Source organism: Martelella lutilitoris, from assembly GCF_016598595.1.
In the GTDB taxonomy this organism is placed as follows: domain Bacteria; phylum Pseudomonadota; class Alphaproteobacteria; order Rhizobiales; family Rhizobiaceae; genus Martelella; species Martelella lutilitoris_A.
In genome coordinates, this window is record NZ_CP066788.1 from 178,397 (window position 1) to 204,462 (window position 26,066).

The following is a 26,066-nucleotide window of genomic DNA, read 5'->3' on the forward strand; positions in this document are numbered from 1 at the left end:
AAAAGCAATATAATATTCCGATCATCCGATCAATATCTCCGTTTGATTACGCTATTGTGATTTCCAGTCTTCACAGGAGGGAGGGGCCTTTGTCTTTTTTTCGCGAGCAATTCACCGCGCGCAGCGCGGCCGTACGCGTTCGTTTCGGCGCCGGCGTGCGCAAATGCCTCGCCGAGGAACTGGAGACGCTGGGCGCGCGCCGCGCATTGATCCTGACGACGCCCCAGCAAGCGGACCTTGCCGATGCCTTTGCCGAATACTGCGGAGCGCGCGCCGCCGGCGCTTATACCAATGCGACGATGCACACGCCGGTCGACGTCTCGGATGAGGCGGCCAGCCGCGCTGCGGAACTGGGCGCGGATATGCTCGTCTCCGTCGGCGGCGGCTCGACGATCGGGCTCGGCAAGGCGATCGCTCTCAGAACCGGCCTGCCCCAGGTCGTCGTGCCGACCACCTATGCCGGATCGGAGGCGACGCCTATTCTCGGCCAGACCGAAAATGGCATGAAGACCACCCAGACCAATGCGAAGGTGCAGCCCGGCACCATTCTCTACGACGCGGAACTGGTCACGACCCTGCCGGTCGAGATGACGGTCACCTCCGCGCTCAACGCAATGGCGCACGCTGCCGAAGGGCTCTACGCCCGTGACCGCTCCCCCCTTTCCTCGCTGATGGCCGTCGAGGGATTGCGCGCTTTCCGCGACAGTCTGCCGAACGTTCTGGCCGCGCCGACAGATGTGGCTTCGCGCGGGGAAACCCTCTACGGGGCATGGCTTTGCGGCACGGTGCTGGGACAGGTGGGCATGGCGCTGCATCACAAGCTCTGCCACACGCTGGGCGGAAGCTTCAACCTGCCCCATGCGGAGACCCATGCGATCATCCTGCCGCATGCACTTGCCTACAATGCCGCTGCGGTTCCGGAACTGCTGGCGCCGGCGGCAGAGCTTTTCGGCGACGACAATCCGGGCAGGGGACTTTATCGCTTTGCCAGGGAGATCGGCGCCCCTCTGGCCCTGCGCGATCTGGGGATGAGCGAGGCCGATCTGGACAAGGCGGCGGAACTGGCTGTCGCCAATGCCTACTGGAACCCGCGCCCGATCGAACGGGATGCAATCCGGGCGCTGCTTCAGGCGGCCTGGAGCGGGGATATGCCGGCCTTTTGATATTTCGGCGGCAATGTCCGCCTTGTTCTGTTCTTGGGAGGAGACCTTATGCCAGACATCACGACCGATGTATTGATCATTGGCACCGGCCCTGCGGGCTCGGCCACCGCCGCCTTGCTTTCGACCTACGGCATCGAAAACATGGCGGTGAACCGCTATCGCTGGCTTGCCAACACGCCGCGCGCGCACATCACCAACCAGCGCGCCATGGAGGTGCTACGCGACCTCGGTCGCGAGGTCGAGGACGAAGCCTATCTGTTCGCCACCCACCAGGCCTTGATGGGTGAGAATATCTTCTGCGAAAGCCTTGCCGGCGAGGAAATCGGCCGGATGAAGGCCTGGGGCAATCACCCGCTCTCCAAGGCCGAGCATCTCATGTCTTCGCCCACGAAGATGAACGACCTGCCGCAGACCTTCATGGAACCGCTGCTGTTCAAGACCGCATGCGCGCGCGGAACCCAGGCGCGGATGTCGACGGAATACCTGCGCCACCAGCAGGACGCCGACGGCGTTACCACGACCTGTCTGGACCGGCTGACGCAAAAGGAATTCACCATCCGGTCGAAATATCTGATCGGCGCGGATGGCGGCAAGTCCCTGGTCGCGGAGCATGAAAACCTGCCCTTCGAGGGCAGGATGGGCGTCGGCGGCTCGATGAACATCCTGTTCAAGGCCGATCTGACGAAATATGTCGCCCATCGCCCGTCCGTGCTTTACTGGGTGATGCAGCCGGGCGCCGATGTCGGCGGCATCGGCATGGGTCTGGTCCGCATGGTGCGGCCATGGAACGAATGGCTGATCGTCTGGGGTTACGACATCAACGGTCCCGAGCCCGAGGTTACGCCGGAGTTCGCCACCGGCGTCGCGCGGCAGCTGATCGGCGACCCGGATCTTGAGATCGAGCTCCTTTCGGCCAACACGTGGACGGTGAACAACTTCTACGCCACGAAAACGGCGAGCGGGCGCGTGTTCTGCATGGGCGACGCAATCCACCGCCACCCGCCCTCAAACGGACTTGGGTCCAACACCTCGATCCAGGATGCCTTCAACCTCGCCTGGAAACTGGCGATGGTTCTGAAGGGACAGGCGGGCGAGCATCTGCTCGACAGCTACGACGCCGAGCGTGCGCCCGTGGCAAAGCAGATCGTGACGCGGGCGAACCAGTCGATCGCCGAAACCGGTCCGATCTTTGCAGCCCTCGGCATGGCCGAAGGGGTGGACCCCGAGCAGATGCAGAAGAACCTCGAGGCGCGCACCGACGGCACTCCCGAGGCCGAGGCGCAGCGCGAGGCGATCCGCAAGGCCATTGCGTTCAAGAAATACGAGTTCGACGCCCACGGGGTCGAGATGAACCAGCGCTACAGTTCTGATGCCGTGGTAACGGATGGACAGATCGAGCCGGCTTTCCAGCTGGATGCCGATCTTCATTACCAGCCGACAACCTGGCCGGGCGCGCGCCTGCCGCATGTGTGGCTGTACCGCCATGACAACGGAGCCGAGGTCTCGACGCTGGATCTGTGCGGCCATGGCAGGTTTACCCTTTTGACCGGACTGGGCGGCGAGGCCTGGGTCGAGGCGGCGGCCCGGGTGGCGGATACGCTTGGCATTGAGATCGTCACGCATGTGATCGGGCCGCGACGGGAATATGTCGACCACAGCGGCGAGTGGGCGAGACTGGCGGAGATTTGCGACAGCGGATGCCTTCTGGTCCGGCCGGACCACCATGTCTGCTGGCGCGCGACATCGTGCGCCGATGATCCGGAAGCCGAACTGCAGCGCGCGCTGAAACACATTCTGGCCCGGTAGGACATCAGGAAACCGGCGGGCGGCGCGCGACGCGTCGCCCGGTCTCGAATGCAAGACGGCCCGAAACCGGACCGGCGAAACTTCATAACAGAAAGTCATGCAAGCCGCCCAACATCGCATAATCAGCGCTTCCGCCATGCGCTAGTATGATGCGCGAGGAGCATTCGGTTATTGGCGCAATAGCCGATGACGCGCGGGAATCGAACATGCTGCACCTGAAGAGGCGACGGCTCGGATTTTTCGCGTGGGCATTCGGGAGCGGAGCGCTGTTGCAAGCGGATGAGGAGTTTCGGCGGCACTGCGTTTTCAGGCCGATAACGTCTTCGCCGGACCACCCATGTTCATGCGCGGGTGTCGCCGGAAGGGGCGCGCACAGGGGCATGGTCATGCGCTTCGTGCGGGTCGAACAGTTGTTTTTTATGGGAGGATCATATCGTGGCGCAAATCAGCGGCTATCATCATCTGACGCTTTCGACGGATGGTGCGCAGGAGGATTTCGATTTTTACACCAAGACGCTGGGGCTTCATTCGGTCAAGCGCACGGTGCTGTTTGACGGCGTGATTCCGGTTTATCACCTCTATTACGGCTCGCCCGACGGCGATGCCTCGACCATCATCACGACTTTCCCGTTCCGCAAGCCGGGCGTCTATGGCCGCCGCGGCACCAACCAGTCGCGCACCATCATGCAGGCTATCCCGAAGGGCGCCGCGAATTTCTGGGTGGACCGGCTGAACGAGCGCGGCATCAAAGCCGAGAAGATCACCCGTTTCGGCGCCGACCGCGTCGTCTTCGCCCATCCCTGCGGCATTCCGCATGAACTGGTGGAGAGCGACAGCGACGACCGCACGCCGATCGCCAACGAGGCGCAGGGCGTGAGCGCCGAGCACGGCATCAAGGGCATTTACGGCGCCCTGATCGCCTGCTTCGACCGCAGTTCGATGGATGATTTCATGACCGTCGCCCTGCCTTTGACCAAAGAAGCGGACACGGATGAAGGCACGGTCTACCGCGTGCCCGATGCGAATGGCATCATCCAGCGCGTCGAGGTCATCACCGATCGGGAAAGTCCGCAGGGCACCTGGACGCTGTCGGGCGGCACGATCCATCATCTGGCGCTGAACACCGGCGATGAGGAAAACCAGCTGAAATTGCGCGCCCATATCGAGGGTCTCGGCTTCACCGACATCTCCGAGCAGAAGGACCGCAACTACTTCAAGTCCTGCTATGTCCGTTCGCCCGGCGGGGCGCTGTTCGAACTGGCCTGGACGACGCCGCAGGGCTGGGCCCGCGACGAACCTCCCGGCCAGATCGGCAAGACGCTTGTGTTCCCGCCATGGTTCAAGGACCGCGAGGATGAGCTGCGCGCCGGGCTTGAAGAGGCCGAGTTCGTTTGATGGCTTCGGGTGCGCTTCATCTGCCGGCGGAAAAACAGGCCAGGGCGATCTGTGTGTTTGTGCATGGCCGGGGGCAATCGCCCGAGGAAATGCAGGCACATGTCCTGGACCGCCTTGAAGCGCCGGAGGTCGCCTTCGTGCTGCCGCGGGCCGAAGCAGGCTCGTGGTATGAAGCGAGGGCGATCGATCCCCTGACAGACGGGACGCGGTCTGCGCTTGCGGCCGCTCTGGAGCAGCTTGCCGCCGATGTGGCGGGCGCGCGCGCTGCGTTCGGCGCGCTGCCCTTGCTGCTCGCCGGGTTTTCGCAAGGGGCCTGTCTTGTTCTGGAATATGTCTTTGCGGGGCTAGCCGCCCCGCAGGCGCTCGCGGCCTTCACCGGTTGCCGCGTGGGCGCGGAGACGGATGAGCGGCCCCGGCGGCTGGCGCCGGATCTGCCGGTCTACCTGACGGGCTCGGACGCCGATCCGTGGATTCCCGTCAAAGCCTTTGCCGAAGCCGCCAGGGAGATCGGCGCGGGCAAAGGCCGGCTGCGCGCGGACGTCTTCCCCGGTCGCGGCCATGAAGTATCGGATGCGGAAGTGGCCATGCTGCAAAGCCTGTTGCAGGATCTTGCTGCGGGAGCGCCCCTTGGCATGGGGGCGGCGCGCTAGCGCATCGGCCCAAAAATCGGAATCGATTTTCGGAAAGCACGATGCGTAGATTCAATAGGTTAGAGCGTCCTTTGTGCGTCCGAATGGACGCACGGCGCTCTGGTTGCATATTTTCCCGAGCCGCCGTTGCGGAGGCGTTCGCGATGCGGATGGTGACCGGCGGGCAGAGGGATCGGACGGAACACAAAGGGAGAGGAAAAATGATCAACAGACGAAAGTTTCTGCGCTCCACGGCGGCCACCGGGCTGATGCTTGCCGCGCCCGGGCTCGCGGCGCCCGCGATCGCCCAGGGCCGGAAGATCAAGCTCGGCTATGTCTCGCCGCAGACCGGCCCGCTTGCCGGCTTTGCCGAGAGCGATAATTATAATATCGAGGCCTTTCTCGCTTCGTCGGTCGGCAAGAACTTCGAGGTTATTGTCAAGGACAGCCAGTCCAATCCCAACCGCGCCGCCGATGTCGCAAAGGAGCTGATCCTGAGCGACGAGGTCAATCTGATGCTTGTCGCCTCGACGCCTGAAACGACCAATCCCGTTTCAGGCGTGTGCGAATCCGAGGGCATTCCGGTGCTTTCGACCGTGGCGCCCTGGCAGCCCTGGTTTATCGGCCAGCAGGCCAATCCGCGTGATCCCTCAAGCTGGCAGCCTTTCGAGTTCGCGTTCCATTATTTCTGGGGCATGGAAGATATCATCGCGGTCTACACCGCCATGTGGGATCAGCTCCAGACCGACAAGTCCGTCGGCGGCCTGTTTCCCAACGATGCCGACGGCAATGCCTGGGGCGATCCCGAAACCGGCCTGAAGCCGGGCCTTGCCGAACGCGGCTATGCACTGACCAATCCCGGCAGCTTCCAGAACCTCTCAGACGATTTCTCGGCCCAGATCAACGCCTTCAAGGCGGCGAACACCGATATCATCACCGGCGTTCTCATTCCGCCGGATTTCACCACCTTCTGGAACCAGTTGCGCCAGCAGGGCATGCAGCCGAAGGCCGTCACGGTCGCCAAGGCGCTTCTGTTCCCGCAATCGGTGGAGGCGCTCGGCGAGGCGGGCAACAACCTGTCGTCGGAAGTGTGGTGGACGCCGAACCATCCCTTCTCGTCTTCCGTGACCGGGCAAAGCTCGGCCGAGCTTGCTGCGGATTTCACCGCCAAGACCGGCCGTCCGTGGACCCAGCCGATCGGCTTTGTGCACTCGCTGTTCGAGGTCGCCGCCGATGTGATGGGCCGGGCCGAGGACCCCACCGACGGAGAGCTTGTCGCCGAGGCGATCGCCGCGACCGACATGGAATGCGTCGTCGGCCCGATCGCCTGGAACGGCAAGGGCGTGCCGCCGTTTGCGGCGAAAAACGTCTGCAAGACGCCGCTCACCGGCGGCCAGTGGCGGATCAAGGATGACGGCGGCTATGACCTGGTGATCGTCGAAAACGGCGCGGCGCCGGAAATTCCGACCGGCGGCAAGATGGAAGCGCTCAGCTAGCGCGTCTTTCGGCCGGATACCCCTTTGTCTTCCGCCCGGATGACAAGGCGGAGGTCTGGGGCGGGTCTGGGTCTCGATGAAACGCGGACCCGCTCCACATTCATCCAATCGATCGGTGCCCGCGCGCGCCGAAGGCAATGTTGCCGCCTTTTGTCAAAAAAAACTGGCCTGCGCAATCCGATCGGTTCAGACTGGCATTGGCGGGCTCGCCTTGAACCAACGGGATCGGGTCCTTGATGTCTGCATCGACGCAAGGGCCGTGGGCATCGACGCTGCCTGGAGTGATGAGCATGGTTGAAACAGAGACCGTCGACGACGGCGAATTCGATTATATCGTCGTCGGAGCGGGATCTGCCGGCTGCGTGCTGGCCAATCGGCTCAGCGCCAATTCGGCAAACCGCGTGCTGCTGCTTGAGGCGGGCGGGCACGACAACCACCACTGGGTCCACATCCCGGTCGGTTATCTCTATGCCATGGGCAATCCACGGCTCGACTGGTGCTATCGCACGGCGCCGGAGCCGGGGCTGAACGGCCGCGCGCTTGCCTATCCGCGCGGCAAGGTGCTGGGCGGCTGTTCCTCGATCAACGGCATGATCTACATGCGCGGACAGGCGGCGGATTACGACCAGTGGCGGCAGGCGGGCTGCACCGGCTGGGGCTGGGACGATGTGCTGCCGCTGTTTCGCAAGTCCGAAAATCACTTTGGCCCGGCAAGCGCCGTCCACGGCAAGGGCGGCGAGTTGGACGTCTGCGAACAGCGCCTGCACTGGCCCGTGCTCGATGCCCTTGCTGCAGCGGCCGAGGAAATCGGCATTCCCGCCACCGACGATTTCAATGACGGCGACAATGAGGGCGTCGGCTACTTTCCGGTCAACCAGCGCGGCGGCCTGCGCTGGAACGCCCGCAAGGCCTTCCTGAACCCCGCCCGGTCGCGATCCAATCTGCGCATCGAGACGAAGGCCCATGTCGCGCGCATCGCACTGTCGCAGGGGCGCGCGGAGGCGGTGATCTACCGCCAGAACGGCCGGACCAGACGGGCCGCCTGCCGGGGCGAGATCGTGCTTGCCGCGGGCGCGGTGAACACGCCGCAGCTTCTGGAGCTTTCCGGCATCGGCGATGGTGGCCTGCTGCAGTCCCTCGGTCTTCCCGTGGCGCTCGATATTCCCGCCGTGGGCGAGAACCTCCAGGACCACCTCCAGATCCGCACCGTGTTCCGCATCACCGGTGCGCTCACATTGAACGACCGGCTCGCAACGCTGGCAGGCAAGGCCGGCATCGCGCTCGAATATGCCTTGCGCCGCACCGGGCCGATGTCGATGGCGCCGAGCCAGCTTGGCATCTTCACCCGGTCTTCGCCCGAGCATGAGCGGGCCAATCTCGAATACCATATCCAGCCGCTTTCGCTGGAAGCCTTCGGCCAGCCGCTCGACAGGGAGCCGGGTGTGACGGTTTCCGTCTGCAACCTGCGCCCGGAAAGTCGCGGTACGATCCATATCACCGCCCCGACGCCCGACGCGCCGCCCGACATCCGCCCCTTGTATCTCTCGGCGCGCGCCGACCAGATCGTCGCCGTCGACAGTCTCCGCCACGCCCGACGCCTGATGGCCGCCGCCGGTCTGGTGGGGCTCAACCCGCGCGAGATCAAGCCCGGCCCGGATGTGCAATCGGACGAGGATCTTCTGAAGGCCGCCGGCGCTCTTGGCACCACGATATTCCACCCGGTCGGCACGGCCCGCATGGGCGGCGACCCCGCAAGCGTGGTCGACCCGGAACTCAGACTGCGCGGCCTCGCCAATCTGCGCATCGCGGATGCCTCGATCATGCCCACCATCCCCTCCGGAAACACGCATGCGCCGGTGACGATGATCGCGGAAAAGGCCGCGGAGATGATGCTGGCGGCCCGATAGGAATCGCCCGGCACAAGATGTTTTTCCTATAAACGCGGGCTTCAGCGTGTCGCATGCTGGCCCTGTCATGGGCCATGCGCGGCGAACGGGAGACTGACATCTGCTCCACCGCCAAAGCGGGCATCGGCAAATATCTTCCCGGAAAGTTGATCTTTTCGGCGGATCGTCGCCGATCGCGCCTTCATGCTTCCGGCGGCGGGCCGAAACGGTTCGGCTTGCCGCCGCCCGCGCGAGCCAGGAGCACGATGAGATAGATCGCGGAGCCGGCCCCTGAGAGCGCCGCGACGCTGACCACGGCGATGATCTGCGGACCGGTATTGCCAAAGGTCGCGACCTCTTCGAGCGGTTTGGAGAGGCCAAGGAGCAACGCGAAGCTGATGAGGGTGATGGCAAGCGGCAGCCCGGCAGGCAACAGGATCCACCATCCCCGCCGGTTCACGTCATGCAGGCGGCGGACGCCGGCCGAAAGCAGGGGAAGCAGCGTGACGATGATGAAGAATACCGTAACCGGATGACGATCCTGAAGCCCACGTTCCGGATCGGCCGGAAACAGAAGATCGTCGGCCATGCCGGCACTCAGCTGGCCAATCACAAGCGCCAGCACGAACCACCAGTATTCCGCCCGCGAGGCCCGCCCGCCGAAGCGGGCGAATTTCCTCAAGGAGGTCAGGATCGCCCGATGCGGACTCATGGCGCATTCCGGGCGGGGGTCGCGTCTCCCTGCAGCCGGCCGTCACGCCAGAGCTGATGGGAGACGGGACCCTCGGCGTCGTAATAGGTGGTGGTGCCGTCGCGCTTGTCGTGTTTCCACATCTGCACTTCCTCAAGCGCGCCGTTTTCCGCCAGGATGTAGCGCGGCCCGTCCTTCATACCGTTGCTGAAGCTTGTGACCGCGATGCGGTAGCCGTTGCCGTCAAAGGTCGTCCAGCGGCCTTCCTGGATACCGTAGTCGTAGCGGCCCTGTCGCGTCTCATCGCGGTAGGGCACCTGTTCCAGCCATTCGCCGTGCTTTTCGCCGTCGACATAGCGGCCGCCGGCAATCATCCGGTCGCCGTCCAGCTCCTTGTAGGGGCCGTCCAATACGCCCGCGTCATAGGTGGCGAGCCGTTTGAGCTCGCCGTTCATCCTGTATGTGCGCTGCGCGCCGGTCAGCTTGCCGTCATCGTCATAGGTCTCGTGGATGACGTCGCTGGAGTGTTCCGTCCGGCGCCAGTCGCCGACGCGCTTGCCGTGGTCGTAATAGCCCCGGTCCCACTCCCGACCGCGCCAGGCGCGGGTGTAAAGACCGTCCTCCTTGCCGTCGACATAGTGGACGCGGGTGGTGATCTGGTCGATTTCGGTGGTCGAGACGAACAGGCCGCGATATTCGCCGTCAACCAGTTCGGTGCGGTCGAGAAGCTTATCGTTGAGATACTTCGTGAACAGGAGATAGCCGTCGGCCTTGATCTCGGTTTCGGTGAAATTGCCGTAATGCTCGACGGTTTTTTGCCCTTCGCCGCGGCCTTCGATCTGCACCGGTTCCTGGAGCCAGATCAGCGCTCCGTCCTTCCATTTCCGGTTTCTCAGTTCGCTTCCATCTTCGGCATAGTCGGTCTGGGCGACCAGTTCGCCGGATTCCGACCAGCGTTTTGCGCTGCCGGTCGGTTTGCCCATATCATAATGCTGCTCGGCCCGGCGCGCGCCCGAGGGCCAGTATTCGGTGACGACCCCATCGGCCGCGCCATCGACATAACGGCCTTCCTCGATGAGGTTTCCGTCCTCGTCATAATCCTTGTAGGGCCCGTCGCGTCGGCTAATCGACCAGTGGATTTCGGCGGCAAGCTTTCCGTTTTCGTGGTATTTGCGTTCCACGCCGTCGATATGGCCGTCGACATGATTGTTTTCGGCCGAAAGCGTGCCGTCCTCATAATAGAGGCGCCACGGACCGTTTAGCACGTCATCCTTCCAGGTGGTTTCGCGCTGGGTCTTGCCATCCGCCCAGTACCGGACCTCCGTGCCGTTTTTCTTTCCATCCTCATAAGGCGTGCGGCCCACGACATTCTCGTCCTCGTCGAAGGTCACCATCTCGCCGTCGCGACGGCCGGCCTCGTTGAGCGGAACGCGGGTCTTGAGGTAGCCCGAGCCGGGATAGAAGGTCTCGATCTTTCCGACCTTGCGGCCTTCATCCAGCGTCGGGGCGGTGTTCCAGACGCGGGCGTAACGGTCATCGTCTTCGTCGTAGATATCGATGATATAGACGCCGTCCTTTGCCTTTTGCGGCGGCGTGTAGCTGTAGGCGCCGTCCGGGGCTGGTGCCAGGTTTTCATCGACATTGGCGGCATGGGCGGCGCTTGCGGAAAGCGCGAGCAGAAGGGCGAGAGCGGTTTTCATCGGGCGTCCTCCCTCGGTTCGGGCAGATCGGGAAAGCGGATCTCGAAGCGTCGTGTCACCGGGGCGGAACCGGTATCCGCTTCAAGGATGCGTTCGGGCCGGCCGGCGGCGCGGATGTTCCCGTCATCGAACAGCGCTGCGGCGAGCGTATCGTCTGGGGAAAGGGGCGTGCCATCCGGCGTGACCAGCGCCAGCGCCGTGCCCTCGGCATCGACCAGCCGGAAACGCGCGTTGAATGCGCCAATCGTCATGGCGCTGTCCGCGCCGAGGGTTTCCGGATCGATCAGCCATGGCCGCGCGGGATCGAGCGCTTCGCTCGCCTCACGCCAGGCGACGGCGGTCTCGCAATCGATGACGACCGTGATCGGTTCATGCCCATAGAAATGGGTGCGGATGCCGTCATCGGTCTGAAGCTGCAGCGTCGTCGTGCCGGTCCCTTCGTCCGCCTGCGTTTCGAAGACCAGGGCGTGACCGGCAAGCGATACGGGCTCATCCAGCCCCGCCGCGCAGTGCTTCGCCTGCGTCGTCGCCAGCCTGAACCGCAGCGCGGCGAGATCGAGGCCTTCGGGCGTGAGCGCATCGAGCGCCGGCGGCGCGCCAGCCGGATAAAGCGCCCGCATCTCGGGTTCGGTGTCGGGATCGATGCGTTTGCCGCGTTCGGTACGGAAGGTGACCGCGCGGGTCGCGGCCGGCGTTTCGGCATAGCGTTCGACGCGGATGTCGATCTTTTCCGGCACGGTTTCAGCCTTGAGCGCCACCCTGAGGGCGCTGTAATCCGGCAGCGCCAGTCGTCTCGCCTGGCTTTCGGCCGGCGTCAGCCAGTCCGAGCCGCTGTCGGCGGCATAGATCTGGCCCTTGACGTCGCTTCCTTCCGGGAAGGAAAGGCCGAAGAAATCCCAGGTTTTGCCGGAGAGCAGCAATTCATAGCCGTCATCGGTTGGCCGGAACTCGGCCGAGGCACCGTTGCGGCTTACGCTGGCCTTCCCGTCCGCATCCGGTCGCAGCGTGAGCGTGAAAGGTTCCGACGGATACCAGTCGACATCGGCGGTGAGCGCCGTCGCCCGCTCCAGATCGTCGCGGACATCGCCGATGCCGACCGGGCGCGCCCGCGAGACCGTCCGAAACCCGCCATCGCCCGGAACAGTCACGGGCAAGGTGGCGATGAACTGCGTCGGCAACTCGGTTTCGTGGTCGAAGAGATGAAAATCATGAAGCGCGAAACGGCCGATATTGCTGCCCGCCGCGGGATCATGGGCGAAGCTTAGCGTGTAGGTCTTGCCATGCCTGTCTGCCTCTCCCGGTTCGCCGGGAAACACCATGTCGGGCTCGGGCGGCATGACGATGGTTGAAAACGGAAAGGTCGGCATGTCATGCCATTCAGGCTCGCCCCGGAATGCGTGGGTGTAGAGCGGGAAGGGGCTCTCCGTATTCGCCATCGCGATGGTCTGGCGCGAGAAACGCTCATCCTCCGCGCCGGGATTGATGCGCGTATCATAGGTCATCACCGAGCGTTCGACCCAGCCGCTCTCGCGCGCCAGCACCGAAACGCCGGACAGTCTCGTATCCGCCGACACACCCTCATAGCTGAGGAAAACCTCGTTTGGCGTCACCGCGCTGACCGTGATCTCCACATTGGCGACGCCCGACAGCGTGGTCGTGGTCGTCCAGCCTTTCTCGACTTCGATTTCGACCGGCAGGACCGGCTGGCCGAGCTGGTCGCGCATCTGGGCCAGCATGGCTTCCGGCATCTCGGCATCGCCGCGCGGGGCGAAATCCTTGAGCCCGTGACTTTCCGGATCGATCGTGGCGGAAAAGCCCTCGCGCATCAGGTCGGCAAGATCGTCGGGCGCGTCGCCGAAGGCGGTGCTCGTCACCCGCGATCCCTCGTCATAGGCGAACCACAAAGGGAGGACATCCATGCTGATTTCGCCATCGTCGTCGCGGCCGGTGACCGCGAAGCGGGTCAGCGCCGAAACGAACTGGTTGTCGCGGAAACGCGAATCACTGAAGCCGGAAGCCATGGAAATTTCGAGGTGATAGGTCCGTTCGCTGCCGACAGCCGGGTCGAAAATGATGGTCTCGGCCTTTGCCACGCCGGGAATGGCGGCGACAAGCAGGGCGAACCAGAAACGTCGTTCGGTCATGCTTTCTCCTTCGATGGCGCAGTCATGAAGGGGTGGGCTGAGAGAGGCAAGTAACTGTAAGTTGAGATTTACTTCCTGTCGGGAAAGACCGTTCTAACGAACGGATTTGTCTATGCTTTTTGGCCGGGCTATAAGGGCCCGTCACCCGGATTCGCCACACCAAAAGCCAGGGCCTCAGCCTATTTGTTCATGAAATCATGCTCGGTTTTCCAGACAGTTTTTGCCCGCCGGCACGGCAAAGCGGATGGCGGGCTTTTGGTCTCGGGGAAGCGGATCATCACGGCCTTCCTGCTTGTGCTGATCTGGCTCTCGCCGGCCTTGGCGCGCGAGCGGATCGAACGTTTCGAAAGCGACATTGCGATCGGCGCGACCGGCCGCCTCGATATCACCGAAACAATCGCGATCAAGGCGGAGGGGTACCGGATCGAACACGGCATCTTTCGCGATCTGCCGATCGCGGGTCGGACGGCGGAGGGCGGCGTCGATCCCGGCGCGCTGCAGGTCCTTTCGGCCACGCTCGACGGCAAGCCGGTGCCCATGCGCGTTGCCCGCCGCAGCGACTATATCCGCATCTTTCTGGGGGATGCCGGAACCGATCTCGAACCGGGCGTTCACACCTTCCGGTTTGCCTATCGCACCGGACCGCAGATCGAAAACCGCGACGGTCACGACGAATTCTACTGGAATGTAACCGGCTCCTACTGGGCCTTCCCGATCGACAACGCCGCCGCGACCATTCGCCTGCCAGAGGGCGCGGCGGCCACGCAGGTCGCCGGCTATACCGGCCCGCTCGGCGCGACGCGCGCGGAAGTGTCCCGCGGCCTCAGCCCGGATGGCGGCACGGTCGATATCTCGACCTACCGTATTCTCGACCCGGAGGAAGGGCTCACGGTCGCTGTCAGGTTCCCGAAGGGCTTCGTCAGCGAGCCGGCGGCCGCCGAGCGGTTCCGGTGGTGGGTGCGTCGCAATCCGGGCGTGGCGATTTCCGCCGTCGGCCTTGGCGCTCTCGGCCTCATATTCCTATTCGTTTCCCGCAGGATCAGGCGGCCCGGAGAAGAGCAAGCATCACGATACCCTGTGGTCGAGCGGCGAAAGCCGCCGCGCGGCACGACGCCTGCTCAGGTGCAGTATATTTCGATGCGGCGGATGCTCGGCCATTCCGCGCTCCTCGCGACGGTCATCAATCTCGGCCTGCGCGGGCTGATGACCATCGTGCCCGAGGGCAAGGCCTGGCGGATCGTGCTGGATAAGGGCGATCCCGGCATGCTGGCGCCCGAGGAGGAAGCGCTGGTTTCGGGCGTGCGCGCCGAAGGCGGCAGCGTCCTGGTCGAGCGCAAGAACCGGCAGACGCTGCGGCGGCTTTACGGCGATTTCGCCCGCGCGGTGCGCACCACCCATGGCCGGCGGTATTACGCGCCGAACGGCAGGTGGAAACTGGCCGCCGCCTTCCTCTGCTCCGGCCTTGCCGCAGCTCTTGCGCTGACCGGCATGGATGGCGAAGGGTGGATCCTCGCCTATGGTCCGCTGCTGCCGATCGTGATCGGCCTTGCCTTTGCGGGCTTCGATGCGCGCGCCTCGGCGGATACGTTCAGCAATACGGCGGGAAACGGCATGGGCGGCGGGCTGGTCGCGAGCGCGGGGCTGTGGCTGGTGACAGGCTTCTTCACCGGCGCCTTCGGCTGGGCGACGGCGCTCGGCCTCGTGGCAACGCCGCTGCTGTTCTGGGTGTTTGCCGCGCGGATCGGCCAGCCGACGGAAGAGGGGCGGGCGCGCGAGGCGGAAATCGCGGGGCTGCGCCTCTATCTCGAACGCGTCGGCGACATGCGCCACGCCAATCGCAGCGAAAGGGACGCGCTTCCCGCCCTTCTGCCGTTTGCGGTGGCGCTCAATATGAAGTCAGAATGGAGCCGCGCCTTCGACAGTGTCATGGACGCCGGCCCCGGCACCATCAACCCGATCCCCTTCGGCCTGCACCCGACCTTTTACGACACGGGCGCGAATGGCGCGACCATCTTTGGCGCCTGTCAGGCCCTCAGCACCAACCTGACGGCCTGCATCTCGCCCAACGGATCGGGCTCGGGAGGCGGTTTTTCGGGGGGTGGCTTCTCCGGCGGGGGCGGCGGAGGCGGTGGCGGTGGTGGCTGGTAAACCGCGCCGCCACCCAAAACGTCGCAAGTGAGGCCGTGCAGGGCTCTATGGTCGGCTAGAAGCGGACCTCGAAATGGTCGCCCATATCGGGCTCCTCGTCCGTCACCTTGGCCTTTGCGATCTGGATGGCAAACCCGATCGCGCCCTTGGTGGCCCAGACCTCGGCGAAGTCCGGCGTAAACCGGATCAGCCGGATGTCGGGATCGTCGATGCCATCGAACCAGCTTGAAGCAATCGGATTCCAGAGCTCCTCGAGCTTTTCCCGGTCCTGGACCACCTCGGACCGTCCCTCGACGCGGGCATGCATCTCGCCATTACCGGTGACGATCAGCGAACTCTCGGTCTCGCCGGCCTCGATCGCCTTCACCAGATCAGTGCCCTTTGCGGTGATGAACCAGATTACCCCTTCCTTGTCATTGGGGTAGGGTGCCATCGGCACATGGCGGGCCGAACCAATGCCCAGCATCGCGGCGCGAACGTCGTCCATTTCTTTCCAGAATTCGGATTTTGACATTGTTTTCTCCTTTGGAGGCATAAACGTCTTCCGTCCGGAAAAGTTGCTTGCCGGAATCGCGGATCGGGCCACACGTCGATTTTCCCGCAAGGCCCCGTGAGGGCGCGGTCGCGAATGCGCCGCGTCTGCAGACGGGCGCGCGGAGGGACGTCTATCGATCTTGCCCGCCGCCCGAAGCTTCGCGCGGCCCCGCCATGCTGTTCCAGCGCAGGTTCATCACACGGTCGAGCCAGCCAAGACCGGCGAGCGCCAGTCCGAGCCCGATGAGGGAGACGACCCGTAAAAGCCCTTCCAGGCCGGAAATATCGATGAGGAAGACCTTCGCGATCGTCAGTCCGGCCGCGGCCATGGCGACCTTGCGCAGGACGTTGGAGCGCCTGGAGAAGCTGACGGCGAGCAGGATTGCGCAGACGATCAAGAGCGCGATCGTGTAGCTGTAGAGCTCCGGCTGGGTGACGCCGGGCGCCGAAAGGTCGGGCCCGTGCCAGAACCGGCGGATTTCGCAAACGAGATAAAAACCGGCCAGCAGGCTCGATATGCTGACAAGGCCGGTCCGCAGCCACGGCCCGAGATTGACGATCCTCCAGGCGCCGATCGCCAGCACGGCCGCGAGCGGCAGGTAGCTGAGCGCAAGACTGTCGAAAACCATCGGGCCCGTGACGGGGTGGAACCGGAACAGCAGGGGATTTGAAATCGTCAGCGGCACGGCAATCAGCGCGGCGGAAACGAGGCCGAAGAGCAAGGCGAGACCCAGCCGGAACAGTCTCAGCCACCTGCCCGTGGTCGGCACCCGGTTGATCTGCGCCAGCATGGCGACGGCCATCACGGCGGCCAGAAGCCCCGGCTCATCCGGCACCAGCCGCTGCAACACCGCGCAGGCGAAGACGGCGGCGACCGTCCACGTGGTGGTCTCGATGGCCGCCTGAACCGACTGACGTGCGCGCGACACCGTGAGGCGCCATCCGGCATAAAGCAGCACCAGCGTGCCGCCATAGGCTTCAAGCAGCGCCAGCCACGACGTGTCGCTGCGCACGGCCCAGAAAAAGCCGGGATTGGCCACCAGCCGGAAGGCGATGATGGCGAGCGCCGCCTTGGTGAAGAGGCCGATCAGGGCAAGGTCGAACCGCCGGTCGAGCGCGATCGTGAGGACGACGACAACGCCGAGCGCCAGCGTGAGGGCCGCCTTCGTGAGCACCACGAACAGCGCCAGCGCCAGCATCGAGAGCGCGGCAATGGCGAAAAGCGCCGCGCGCATCTGGCGCCGGCTGCGCTCCTCCGCGCGCAACGTCCGGTCGGTCAGCAGCGCCATGACGGCCGATACCGCCAGGAGATGGATGCTCCAGAGATAATCCCCGAAAGCCGCCGCGGGCGACCACAGAAATTCGAAAATGAAGGCGGTCGCCGGGGCAAACGCCGCCGCGCCCAGCGCAAACCCGAGCGCCGTGTTTTGGTCCTCCCCGCAACGGGTCATCCGCCAGAAGGCCATCAGAGATGCACCGACGGACAGGATCAGGGCGAAGGTGATGAAAGCGGAAGACCCGGCTGTTGCATCTGCCGGAGGCTGCAGCGCGGCAACGAATGACGCGAACAGCGGACCGCGCTCGACGACCTGCAGGACAGGCACGGACAGAAACGCGGCGGCAGGCAGGAACGACATGTCCCTCAGCGCTTCCGCACGGCGCATCCATAAAAGCGTCGCCGCGAGGACGAAGGCGATGAGCAGAAAGGCAAAACAGGCCTCTGTCGCGGATGGCGCATCGGTGGACAGGAGAAGGCCGGCGCCGCTGACGAACAGCGTCATGGCCGCGACGACCCGGGTGGGGAAATCGGCGCGCGGCTTGAGACCCGCAAGTGTCGCCAGAACCGTCTGGCCGGCATGGGAGGGCACAAAGCTCTGCACCGGGAGGATCACAGCCGCCAGCCAGGAGAGAGCAAGAAAGACCGTATAGTGGATCAGGCCGCCGGTCGCGAGGTAAAGTCCGGTTGCGGCCATCGCCGTTGCGGTCAGCACGAGGGCGGAGACCCATGCCCAGCGCTTGACGCTGTCCACCGCAAGGCCGGCAATGGCGATGAAGGCGAAATAATAGAAAAACAGCCAGCCGCTCTCCGCACTGCCGCCGACCAGAAACGGCGCGGCGGTGGCCCCGATAATGCCGACGGCGCTCAGGACCGAGCCGTAAAGCCAGCCGAGCGCAACCGCGAGAATGCTGAGCAGAACCAGCCCGGCCAGCGTCATCTCGGCGGAAACCAGTCCATAGAGAAGACGGGCGGCAAGCACGGCGGCAAACAGCGTCACCAGACCCGCGCCTGCAAAGACGGAGGGCAGGTAGCGCGTTGACGGCGTCGTCTCGTCGCCGAAGCGGCGGCGAAGCCCTTCGCCGGCGCCCACCAGCGCCACGCCCAGCATCAGCGCCCCGAAAACCCGCCAGACCGGCGTCAGAAGCCCGTTTTCGACGCCATATTGCACCATGAAGATGCCGCCCAGCGCCAGCGAAAGCGCCGCGAGCGCGATTGTCCAATTCTGGCGCAGCCATCCGCCGAACGTCTGCAGCAACGCTCCGGTAAAGACGAAGGCCCGCGGCGGGCCGCCGGTGGCTGGGGGCATCTTTCCGGCGTCCGTCGATCCTGATTCCTCAGGTGACCGGGCCGTTTCCGGTTCTGTCGTTTGGGCCGCGTCCTCCGCCCGCTCCGCCATCGCTCTTTCCGGCTCTTCGGCCGTGACGGCCGTGGCGGCATCACCGCGGCATTCCAGTTGCTCCAGCCGCGCCAGAAGGCTCCGCTGAGCATCCTCCAGTCTCTTCATCCGCTTCCGCATCCCGGCGTTGGACGCGATCAGCGCCAGAACAAGGATGAGAACCAGAAACTCGAAGAACGATGTCATATCAGGGCATTCCACTTTCACGACGCAATAGGGGCGGTCTAGCGCATCGGCCCGAAAATCGGAATCGCTTTTCGGAAAGCACGATGCATCGGTTCAATAGGTTAGAGCGTTCTTTCGTACATCGCCGCTGCGTCATGCATGCGCAACCGGAATCAATCGCCTGACTAAAATCTCGGCCGCTCACGGTTGCGCATCGCGGCCCGGCAAACTAATCGGGTGCTCTCAAACAGAAAAAGACTGACAGGCAAAAGGACGCACTCCATGGAAAACGAGAAAAAGCGCAGGCACACGTCCAGACGGATCCTGCTCTGGTCGGTCGCGGCAATTGCCGTGATCGCGGCGGCGGGCGTGGTCGGCGGCAAGGTCATGCTGGAGAAGACGGTCAGGAACAGTCTTGAGCAGAGTGGAACGCGGGCCGCCTCGGTCGAGGTCGACTTCACGGGCCATGTCCATCTGAGCGACGTGACCGTTCCCCTGGAGAATGACCAGACGCTGCATATCGCCTCCATAGAGGCGCGGCCAGAATTCCTGTTTCTTTCCGGCATGATCGACGCAAGGGACCTCGCCTTTGAGGCAGGCCCGATGCATGTCTCTGTCCCGAGCGTGCTGGTTGAGGACGCCGGCATCAACCGCGCCTTTCTCGCCGCTGCGTCCGGCGAGGCCGATCTGACGCCCGCCGAGCGCGTCGCGCGGCTTTCGGCAGGCCGCATCGAGATAGCGTCCGTCGCGGTTTCCCAGAGCCAGCAAGGGATTGACCAGACCACGACCTACTCCGACGTCGTGCTTGAGAACATCGTCGACGGCCATGTCGGACGCTATTTTGCAAGCGGCATGACCAGCGACACGGAAGTCGCTCCCGATCCGCGCGCAGACGGGGATGCGAAGCCGGTATCCGTCAAGCTTTCGGTCGGCGCGATTGAGGGCGAGGACATCGATGCCCCCTTCCTGACACGAATCTACACCGAAGCGAAGCCGGCCGATGGCGAGAACGCGGCGCAACAGGTCTACGGCCCGGTCACGGTGAAGGATTTCGTGATGGAGACCGCAGACGGCCGGGTAACCTATGCGGAGATGAGCAGCGATGGCTTTTCCATGCGCCTTGCCGACGAGCCGTTCCTCACAACGCCGGAAAGGTTGGGAGCGTTATCGGACACAGAGGCGCTGCTGCCCGGCGACGGAGAGCGGCTGGGTCTCGAGGCCTTTCTGCTTCTCGATGCCATCGCGAAAGGCGACCTGCAGATTTCCGGCATTGGCCTGACCACGGACGAGGAGCCGGACATGACCTTCGCGATCGATAGACTGGCGGTCACGTTTGATGATCTTGTCCTCGGCTTTTCGATGGACGGGCTTGACGTGCGCGCCGGAGACGACTCCCTAACCGTGCGAAGCGCGTCGTGGACGGACTTTTCGCTGGCTCCCACGCTGGCGGGGGTTCGCGAATATCTCAAGACCGGCCCCGGCGCGCCGGACATGGCGTGGAAGGCTGCGTTCCTGCCTGCTTTCGGCACCCTCAGCCTGTCGGATTATGCCGTCAACATGAACCCCGACGCCGAAAACGGTTTCGATGTCGACAAGCCTCTCAATGTCGCGGTCAAGGATTTCAGCCTGGCGCTTCAAGACCCCGTCAACGGCATCCCCAGCGATATCCGCATGGTGATGAACGAGCTGAAGCTGGATCTGGCGGGACACGACGACAACGAGGCGTTCGCCCTCTTGAAACAGCTCGGCTATCAGGAGGTGAGTATCTCTGAAAACATCGCGCTTCACTGGGACAAGGCGAACAAGGCGCTGATCGTCGAAGACATCGGTTTCAGCGGCGACGACATGGGAAGCGTCTCGCTTTCGGGCGTAGTCGGCGGCTTCGGGGAAGCGTTCTTCTCCGGCGACAAGGCACTGATGCAGGCTGCCGTCTTCGGCCTGAACGGCCGCGCTGTGACGCTGAAAGTCGAAAACGACGGCCTCTTTGCCCGGGGGCTGAAGCTTTACGCCGATCGGAACGGGATGAGCGAGGAACAGGCCGCGCTCACCCTGTCAATGTTGCCCTCGATTGCCGCGCAGACCGTCGGCGATGGCGATCCCGGGGTTCAGGCCATGATCGATGCGATTTCGGCCTTCATCGCCGACCCGAATACGCTGGAAATCGCCATAACTGCGAAATCCGACCAGGGCATCGGCGCACCGGCCTTCATGGCCGCGACGACGGATCCGGCAAGCCTGCTGCAACAGGTCGATATCACGGCAAAGGCAGACTGAGAGACAGGCCGGCGGCCCGGTCTCGGGCTGCCGGCCTCACATGCCATCCCGGTCATCCGGCGGCGGTCGGGGGCTCGTCACCGAGATTGCGCGATACCCTCTGCGCCAACGCCCGCCGGCCAGTTCGCGCAGGGCGATGACAGGACGCAACCGGCGCCGCCAGCGGCCGAATGTCAGGCCGGTTTCCCCGAGCATCAGGCGTTTGAGGGATCGCTCGCCCATGGCGGCTCAAGCCTTCCGGGATGTTCCGCGGGGCGAAAGGGTTGCGGATCGCCGCTCTTGCCCATAATTTTTCCCCTGGCTTACACAAAAGAGTGGAAATCGCGGCCCTCAACGGTCACATAGTCTGATGCTGAACGAAACAATCGATACCGAACGGATTTATGCGCTCTGGGACGAGCTTTCGGATTTCGAGGCGTCGCGCATGCCTGAGGCGCGCGTGCATCTGCTGTCCGTCGTCTGCGATATGATCGACGCGCGACAGGCCGACTGGATCGGCGCCGTCAGGCTTGTCGACAACATCCATCGCGATCCGCTTTTCGGCTGGCGCCCGCGCAGCCTCTCGGCCCTTTATCCCGACGCGGAAACCGAACGGACCATCCAGGAAGCCTTTGCCCTGATGGAGAAGGGCGAACCCGACATCACCACGATCCGCAATGCCGAGCTTGCCGGACAATTCCGGGTTTTCATGCTGGACGAACTTGCAACGCCCGAATGGTTTGAAAGCTATTCCTACAAGACCTTCTATCGCGGGCTGGACCGGCTGGATTCGATCTGGGTCGGCATTCCCATCAATGCCGACGCCGAGATCCAGATCGGCTTTCACCGCGCGCTCTCGCAACCGCGATTTTCGGAGCGTGATCGGCGGATTGTGACGCACGCCTTGCGCGGCATCCGCTGGTTCTATCGCCTGCAGATGCTGTCGGAAGGGATCGGCGTCGCATCCGAACCCTTGACGCCGATGGAGAGCAAGGTGCTGCGCGACCTGCTGCAGGGGCTTTCGGAACGCCAGATTGCCGAAAATAACGGCCAGAGCCCTCATACCGTCCATGATCATGTCAAGCGGATCTACCGCAAATACGGCGTTTCCAGCCGCGCCGCGCTGATGGCGCTCTGGCTGGGTCAGCCCATCCCCCCCTGATCAGGGGATTCCAAACGCAGGACGGCTGGTCGATAAGCCTTGGCAAAACAGGGTCTCGTCAAATCCGGCGCGCCGCGCCGCCGTCATCAGGCTGAATGGAGAGCAGGGTCCCTTGTGCAACGATCAATGTTGGGGGAACCATGCGTCAAACAGCCCTGTCAGAGAATCCCGGTTTCTTGACGGTAACGCACCTGAAATTGCTTGCACTGCTCGAAGAGGAAAAGGCTGAGGTCAGCCTTCTGGATACATCGCGCAAAAACGGTCCTCCCGCGCGCCCGGCTTCGTCATGGTGGGGGTTTCTCGCCTGTGGTCCGCTGGCGATCGTCGGCCTCTTCGCGCATGCCGACACGGCGCTCGCGCAAACCGCGGAGCGGATCGAGCAGACGGTGGCCGGCCAGACGACCATTCTCGAGCGCTTCACCCCGCCGCAGCGTATCGGCACGGTCGATATCAAGGTCCAGGACCAGCGCAAGCGCACCCCCGAAAAGGATGCCGCCCAGGTACGCTTCACGCTGAATTCCCTGACGGTCGAGGGCGCGGAGACGCTTTCCGACGCAGCATTTTCCGATCTCTGGCAGGGCATGACGGGCAAGGTCATCACGCTAGCCGATCTCTATCGGATCGCCGCGGAGATCGACGCCCGGTACCTGAGCGCGGGCTATCTCGCCATGACCGTCGTGCCGGTCCAGGATTTTTCCTCCGGCAAGATCACGCTCCGCGTCTATGAAAGCTATGTCGAGACGCTGGAAGTCAACAGCACCATTCCGGACATCCGCGAGCGGCTTGCGCCCTATATCGACCGGATCATCGCGATGCGCCCGATCCGGATCAAGGAGGCCGAGCGCATCCTGCTGCTGATGAGCGACCTCGGCGGGCTCGATATCGAAGGGACGCTGATCCGGCCGGAGACCCCGCAAGGCGGCGGAACGTTGCGCCTCGACATCGGTTTCGACCGCGCCTCGGCCGCAGCCGGGCTCGACAATCTCGGGACCGATGAGGTCGGCCCGCTGGAACTCTCCGGCAATGTCACCGTCAACGACATGCTGGGGCTTTTCGACACATTGAGCCTCGTCGGCGTCACGATTCCCGACACGCCGCAGGAGATGATTTTTCTTCAGGCATCGCAGGATATCCCGATCGGCTTCAACGGCCTGTCCGCCGGATACGACCTTTCCTACATCACCCAGAAACCCGGAGGCGACCTGAAGGCCGACGATATTCATATCGAGTCCGTGATCGGCACGGCGCGGCTCGACTATCCCTTCATCCGCACCATCGACCAGAGCCTTTTCGGCAGGATCGAGGTCAATCTGCGCAATGACCGCGTCGATGTGATGGGCGCCCGGGCGGCGCGCGAGCAGACCCGCTGGGCGGCCATGTCGCTGACTTACGACCGGCAGAGCGGACCGACGGCATTCCTGACGACGGCCGAGTTCGGCCAGGGGCTGGGACAGGAAACCGCCCTGCCCGAGGTGCCGGAGGATTATCGGTTCGCGCGACTGAACTTCGACATCGCGCATGATCTTGGCGCCGACACCGCCATTCGGCTGCGCAGCGCCGGACAGTATTCCCCAACGCCGCTGCCGGCGGCCGCGCAGTTTTCGCTGGGCGGCGATCCCTATGGCTGGGCGTTTGACGGCGGCACGCTGTCCGGCGCCAGCGGCGCGGCGGCGGCCCTTGAGCTCAGCCACGACATTGAAACCGGCTGGTCGGCGCTTCCGGGCCTGACCTGGACGACGTTTGCGGATTACGGCGTGGTCTGGAACGAAGACGCAAGCGCCGACTATGCGCGCGACGCGCTGGGGTCCGTCGGCGTCGGCGTCAGCGGCATGCTGGCGGAGAAGATGAGTTTTCAGCTGATCGCGGCCGTGCCGTGGTACAGTCCCGACGATGGCGAGGATGAGGGGCTCAGGGTTTTCTTCCGACTGGGCCTGCCGCTCTGACGCGGTCCCGTCCACATCGGCATACAACAACACGACGTTCCGGCCGCGCCGGTGATTAGGACGAGGAGAGGTTTTCCATGTCACAGTTCAGGGCTTCGCGCCGCCATTTCCTAGCAACGGTTTCGCTGGCTTCAGCTTCGCTGGCCTTGCTCTCGACTCCGGCACTTGCCGATATGCTGCCGCCGTCACGCACGCCAGGCGTCCCGGTTCCGCCCGGACAGATCGACGCGGCCGTGGCGGCGCTTGACGGCATCGTCGAAGACATCAAGGCCCGCAGCGGCGTGCCCGGCCTTGCCGTCGCCGTGGTTCACGGCGGCGAGACCATCTATGCAAAGGGCTTCGGCACGCGTGACGCCAATGGCGAATTGCCCGTGACGCCCGATACGGTGTTCCAGCTCGCCTCGCTCTCCAAATCTCTCGGCGCGACGGCCGTCGCCCGCCAGGTCAGCCGCGACGTGGTCTCCTGGGACAGCCGCATGCGGGATCTGCTGCCATGGTTTTCGCTCTCCGATGCGGCGGTGAGCGAAAGGCTGACGATCGGCGACCTCTACAGTCATCGCTCCGGCCTGTCGGACCATGCCGGCGATGAACTGGAAGACCTCGGCTTTGACCGCCAGACCATTCTCGAAAGGCTGCGGCTCCAGCCGCTTTCGCCCTTCCGCACCAGTTACGCCTATACCAATTTCGGCCTGACGGCGGCGGCTGAAGCTGTTGCGGAGGCTTCCGGCATGACGTGGAGCGAGCTTACGGAAGAAGCGCTGTTTCAGCCGCTTGGCATGACGCGCACCAGCGCGCGGTTCGACGATTTCATGGCACGCGAAAACCGGGCGACGCCCCATGCCAAGACTCCGGACGGCTTTCAAGCGCTCTACCAGCGCGAGCCCGATGCCCAGTCACCGGCGGGCGGCATCAGCTCGACGGCCAATGACATGACAAAGTGGATGAAGATGATGCTTGCCGATGGCGGCGACCTCATCCGCCCCGATGCCCTGCAGCCGGCGATCAGCCCGCAGAGCTTTTCCAGCAGGCCGCGCAGCCCGGATGAACGCGCGGGCTTTTACGGCTATGGCTTCGGCGTTGGCACCGACCCGAGCGGCCGCGTGGTGCTCAGCCATTCGGGCGCCTTCATCCTGGGGGCCGGCACCTATTTCGCGCTGATTCCTTCGCTCGATGTCGGGATCGTGGTTCTGTCGAACGCCGCTCCGGTGGGCGCGGTCGAGGCGATCGGCGCGAGCTTCACCGACATGGTTCAGACCGGCAGCGTGACGCGCGACTGGTTCTCGGGCTATGAGCGGCTGTTTGTCGGTTCCTACACGCCGCTCGGCGAGACCGCCGGCAAGCCGTTTCCCCGGGCGGCCGCGGCGCCGCCGCCCGCCAGCTATCTGATCGGCCGCTACAGCCATCCCTATTTCGGAACCGTGGAGGTGGTCGAGGACGCGGCCGACCGCCTGGTCTTGCTGGCCGGACCCGAGCCGAAGGCGTTTCCGCTGATGCCGTGGGACGGCGCAATGATGGTGTTCGATATCGAAAATGAGAACGCCCCTGCGGGCTCGCGCTCCGCCGCAACGTTTTCCGGCGGCCCGGACAAGGCGGAAACGCTGGAGGTCGAACTCTTCGTCATGAACGGACCGGCTCGGTTCGAACGGATATAGAGCGGTTTCCAGCCAATCATTCTGAGGTAAAAGGCTCGCGGGCGGATCGTGTCCCGCGGCGCGGCGCTTCTTCCGGATCGACCGCCATTGCGGCATCGAAGCTGCTCGATGCGGCGTTATCGCTGGTCCGCGCCGGGGGATACACGGCCACCACCGGCGCATTCTTCGCCAGCGCCCCCTATCACGACCATGATGATCCGTTCGAACGACTGATCGGTTACATCGAGTTCCGCACGGCGATCATCGAGGGCGATCTCGCCGAGTTTAACAGTCTCGTCGGCACCATGACGCAGGCGACCTATGGGTCGAATCCGGCGATCCGCGATGCCTGCGCGGCAGGCATTTTCGGGCATGCGGCCACGCTGGAGCCCGACATCGCGGCGGCGATGAAAGCGCGCGGGATTGCGGCAGACTGGACGCCCTGCAGCACGGCCTGGCCGCGCGCAGCCAGGCCGTGCTGCAGGGCGCGTTCATACTGGCCAAGGCGACGGGCGACCGCGCAATCGCGCGCGAGACCGTCGATCACCCGAGACGCTATCTGCTGCTCCTGTTCGAAACGGCGCCGAAGATCGGTGCCTCGATTCCCGAGGAGGATCATCACATGACTGGAATTCCAAATCCTGA

17 protein-coding genes and 1 pseudogene are annotated in these 26,066 nt (G+C 64.1%); 11 read left to right on the forward strand and 7 right to left on the reverse strand.

The features are described 5' to 3' along the window. The first annotated feature begins 89 nt into the window (after positions 1-89). The 6 genes from JET14_RS22385 to JET14_RS22410 all read left to right on the forward strand — a co-directional run bounded on the left by JET14_RS22385 (position 90) and on the right by JET14_RS22410 (position 8,396). A complete protein-coding gene (locus JET14_RS22385) occupies positions 90-1,163 on the forward strand; it encodes a maleylacetate reductase (RefSeq protein ID WP_200338352.1) in 1,074 nt (357 codons plus the stop codon). A gap of 48 nt (positions 1,164-1,211) precedes the next feature. Continuing rightward, entirely contained in the window at positions 1,212-2,969 is a 1,758-nt protein-coding gene (locus tag JET14_RS22390) for an FAD-dependent oxidoreductase (RefSeq protein WP_200338353.1), read from the forward strand. Positions 2,970-3,404: 435 nt separating this feature from the next. Next, positions 3,405-4,364, forward strand: coding sequence for a VOC family protein (locus JET14_RS22395; RefSeq protein ID WP_024707919.1), 960 nt, complete (start codon positions 3,405-3,407; stop codon positions 4,362-4,364). Then, positions 4,364-5,014 (forward strand): alpha/beta hydrolase, encoded by a 651-nt coding sequence (locus JET14_RS22400; RefSeq protein WP_200338354.1) that lies wholly within the window; start codon positions 4,364-4,366, stop codon positions 5,012-5,014. Before JET14_RS22395 ends, JET14_RS22400 begins: the two co-directional genes overlap by 1 nt. A gap of 200 nt (positions 5,015-5,214) precedes the next feature. Beyond that, on the forward strand, positions 5,215-6,489 hold the full coding sequence (locus tag JET14_RS22405; protein ID WP_200338355.1) for an ABC transporter substrate-binding protein: 1,275 nt from the start codon (positions 5,215-5,217) through the stop codon (positions 6,487-6,489). A 290-nt stretch (positions 6,490-6,779) separates the two neighbouring features. After that, a complete protein-coding gene (locus tag JET14_RS22410; RefSeq protein WP_200338356.1) occupies positions 6,780-8,396 on the forward strand; it encodes a GMC family oxidoreductase in 1,617 nt (538 codons plus the stop codon). A gap of 181 nt (positions 8,397-8,577) precedes the next feature. On the opposite strand, the gene JET14_RS22415 is transcribed toward JET14_RS22410, so the two are convergent. Genes JET14_RS22415 through JET14_RS22425 form a run of 3 tightly spaced genes read right to left on the reverse strand, consistent with a single transcriptional unit; the run spans position 8,578 to position 12,910 of the window. Then, complete coding sequence (locus JET14_RS22415; protein WP_200338357.1) at positions 8,578-9,087, reverse strand: DUF805 domain-containing protein; 510 nt, start codon at positions 9,085-9,087, stop codon at positions 8,578-8,580. Then, positions 9,084-10,766 (reverse strand): toxin-antitoxin system YwqK family antitoxin, encoded by a 1,683-nt coding sequence (locus JET14_RS22420; protein WP_200338358.1) that lies wholly within the window; start codon positions 10,764-10,766, stop codon positions 9,084-9,086. The genes JET14_RS22415 and JET14_RS22420 overlap by 4 nt, the downstream gene beginning before the upstream one ends. Then, entirely contained in the window at positions 10,763-12,910 is a 2,148-nt protein-coding gene (locus JET14_RS22425; RefSeq protein ID WP_200338359.1) for a hypothetical protein, read from the reverse strand. Before JET14_RS22425 ends, JET14_RS22420 begins: the two co-directional genes overlap by 4 nt. A gap of 255 nt (positions 12,911-13,165) precedes the next feature. On the opposite strand from JET14_RS22425, the gene JET14_RS22430 reads away from it, so the two are divergent. After that, a complete protein-coding gene (locus JET14_RS22430) occupies positions 13,166-15,058 on the forward strand; it encodes a DUF2207 domain-containing protein (protein ID WP_200338360.1) in 1,893 nt (630 codons plus the stop codon). 55 nt (positions 15,059-15,113) lie between these two features. On the opposite strand, the gene JET14_RS22435 is transcribed toward JET14_RS22430, so the two are convergent. Further along, positions 15,114-15,572 carry a pyridoxamine 5'-phosphate oxidase family protein gene (locus tag JET14_RS22435; RefSeq protein WP_200338361.1) on the reverse strand — a complete coding sequence of 153 codons (459 nt, stop codon included), beginning with the start codon at positions 15,570-15,572 and terminating at the stop codon, positions 15,114-15,116. Between the two features lie 151 nt (positions 15,573-15,723). Continuing rightward, complete coding sequence (locus tag JET14_RS22440) at positions 15,724-18,453, reverse strand: DUF2339 domain-containing protein (RefSeq protein WP_200338362.1); 2,730 nt, start codon at positions 18,451-18,453, stop codon at positions 15,724-15,726. Positions 18,454-18,639: 186 nt separating this feature from the next. Here JET14_RS22440 and JET14_RS22445 point away from each other — a divergent pair, with 186 nt between their 5' ends. Beyond that, complete coding sequence (locus JET14_RS22445; protein WP_200338363.1) at positions 18,640-20,706, forward strand: hypothetical protein; 2,067 nt, start codon at positions 18,640-18,642, stop codon at positions 20,704-20,706. 52 nt (positions 20,707-20,758) lie between these two features. Here the strand turns inward: JET14_RS22445 and JET14_RS22450 are convergent. Beyond that, positions 20,759-20,931 (reverse strand): annotated as a pseudogene (locus JET14_RS22450) (AraC family transcriptional regulator); the annotation flags it as partial. 124 nt (positions 20,932-21,055) lie between these two features. On the opposite strand from JET14_RS22450, the gene JET14_RS22455 reads away from it, so the two are divergent. The 3 genes from JET14_RS22455 to JET14_RS22465 all read left to right on the forward strand — a co-directional run bounded on the left by JET14_RS22455 (position 21,056) and on the right by JET14_RS22465 (position 25,442). Beyond that, on the forward strand, positions 21,056-21,847 hold the full coding sequence (locus JET14_RS22455) for a response regulator transcription factor (protein ID WP_200338364.1): 792 nt from the start codon (positions 21,056-21,058) through the stop codon (positions 21,845-21,847). Positions 21,848-22,023: 176 nt separating this feature from the next. Next, a complete protein-coding gene (locus tag JET14_RS22460) occupies positions 22,024-23,790 on the forward strand; it encodes a ShlB/FhaC/HecB family hemolysin secretion/activation protein (RefSeq protein ID WP_200338365.1) in 1,767 nt (588 codons plus the stop codon). Positions 23,791-23,867: 77 nt separating this feature from the next. Next, a complete protein-coding gene (locus JET14_RS22465; RefSeq protein ID WP_200338366.1) occupies positions 23,868-25,442 on the forward strand; it encodes a serine hydrolase domain-containing protein in 1,575 nt (524 codons plus the stop codon). Positions 25,443-25,740: 298 nt separating this feature from the next. On the opposite strand, the gene JET14_RS23080 is transcribed toward JET14_RS22465, so the two are convergent. Next, positions 25,741-26,040 (reverse strand): hypothetical protein, encoded by a 300-nt coding sequence (locus JET14_RS23080; RefSeq protein WP_200338367.1) that lies wholly within the window; start codon positions 26,038-26,040, stop codon positions 25,741-25,743. Between the last annotated feature and the right edge of the window lie 26 nt (positions 26,041-26,066).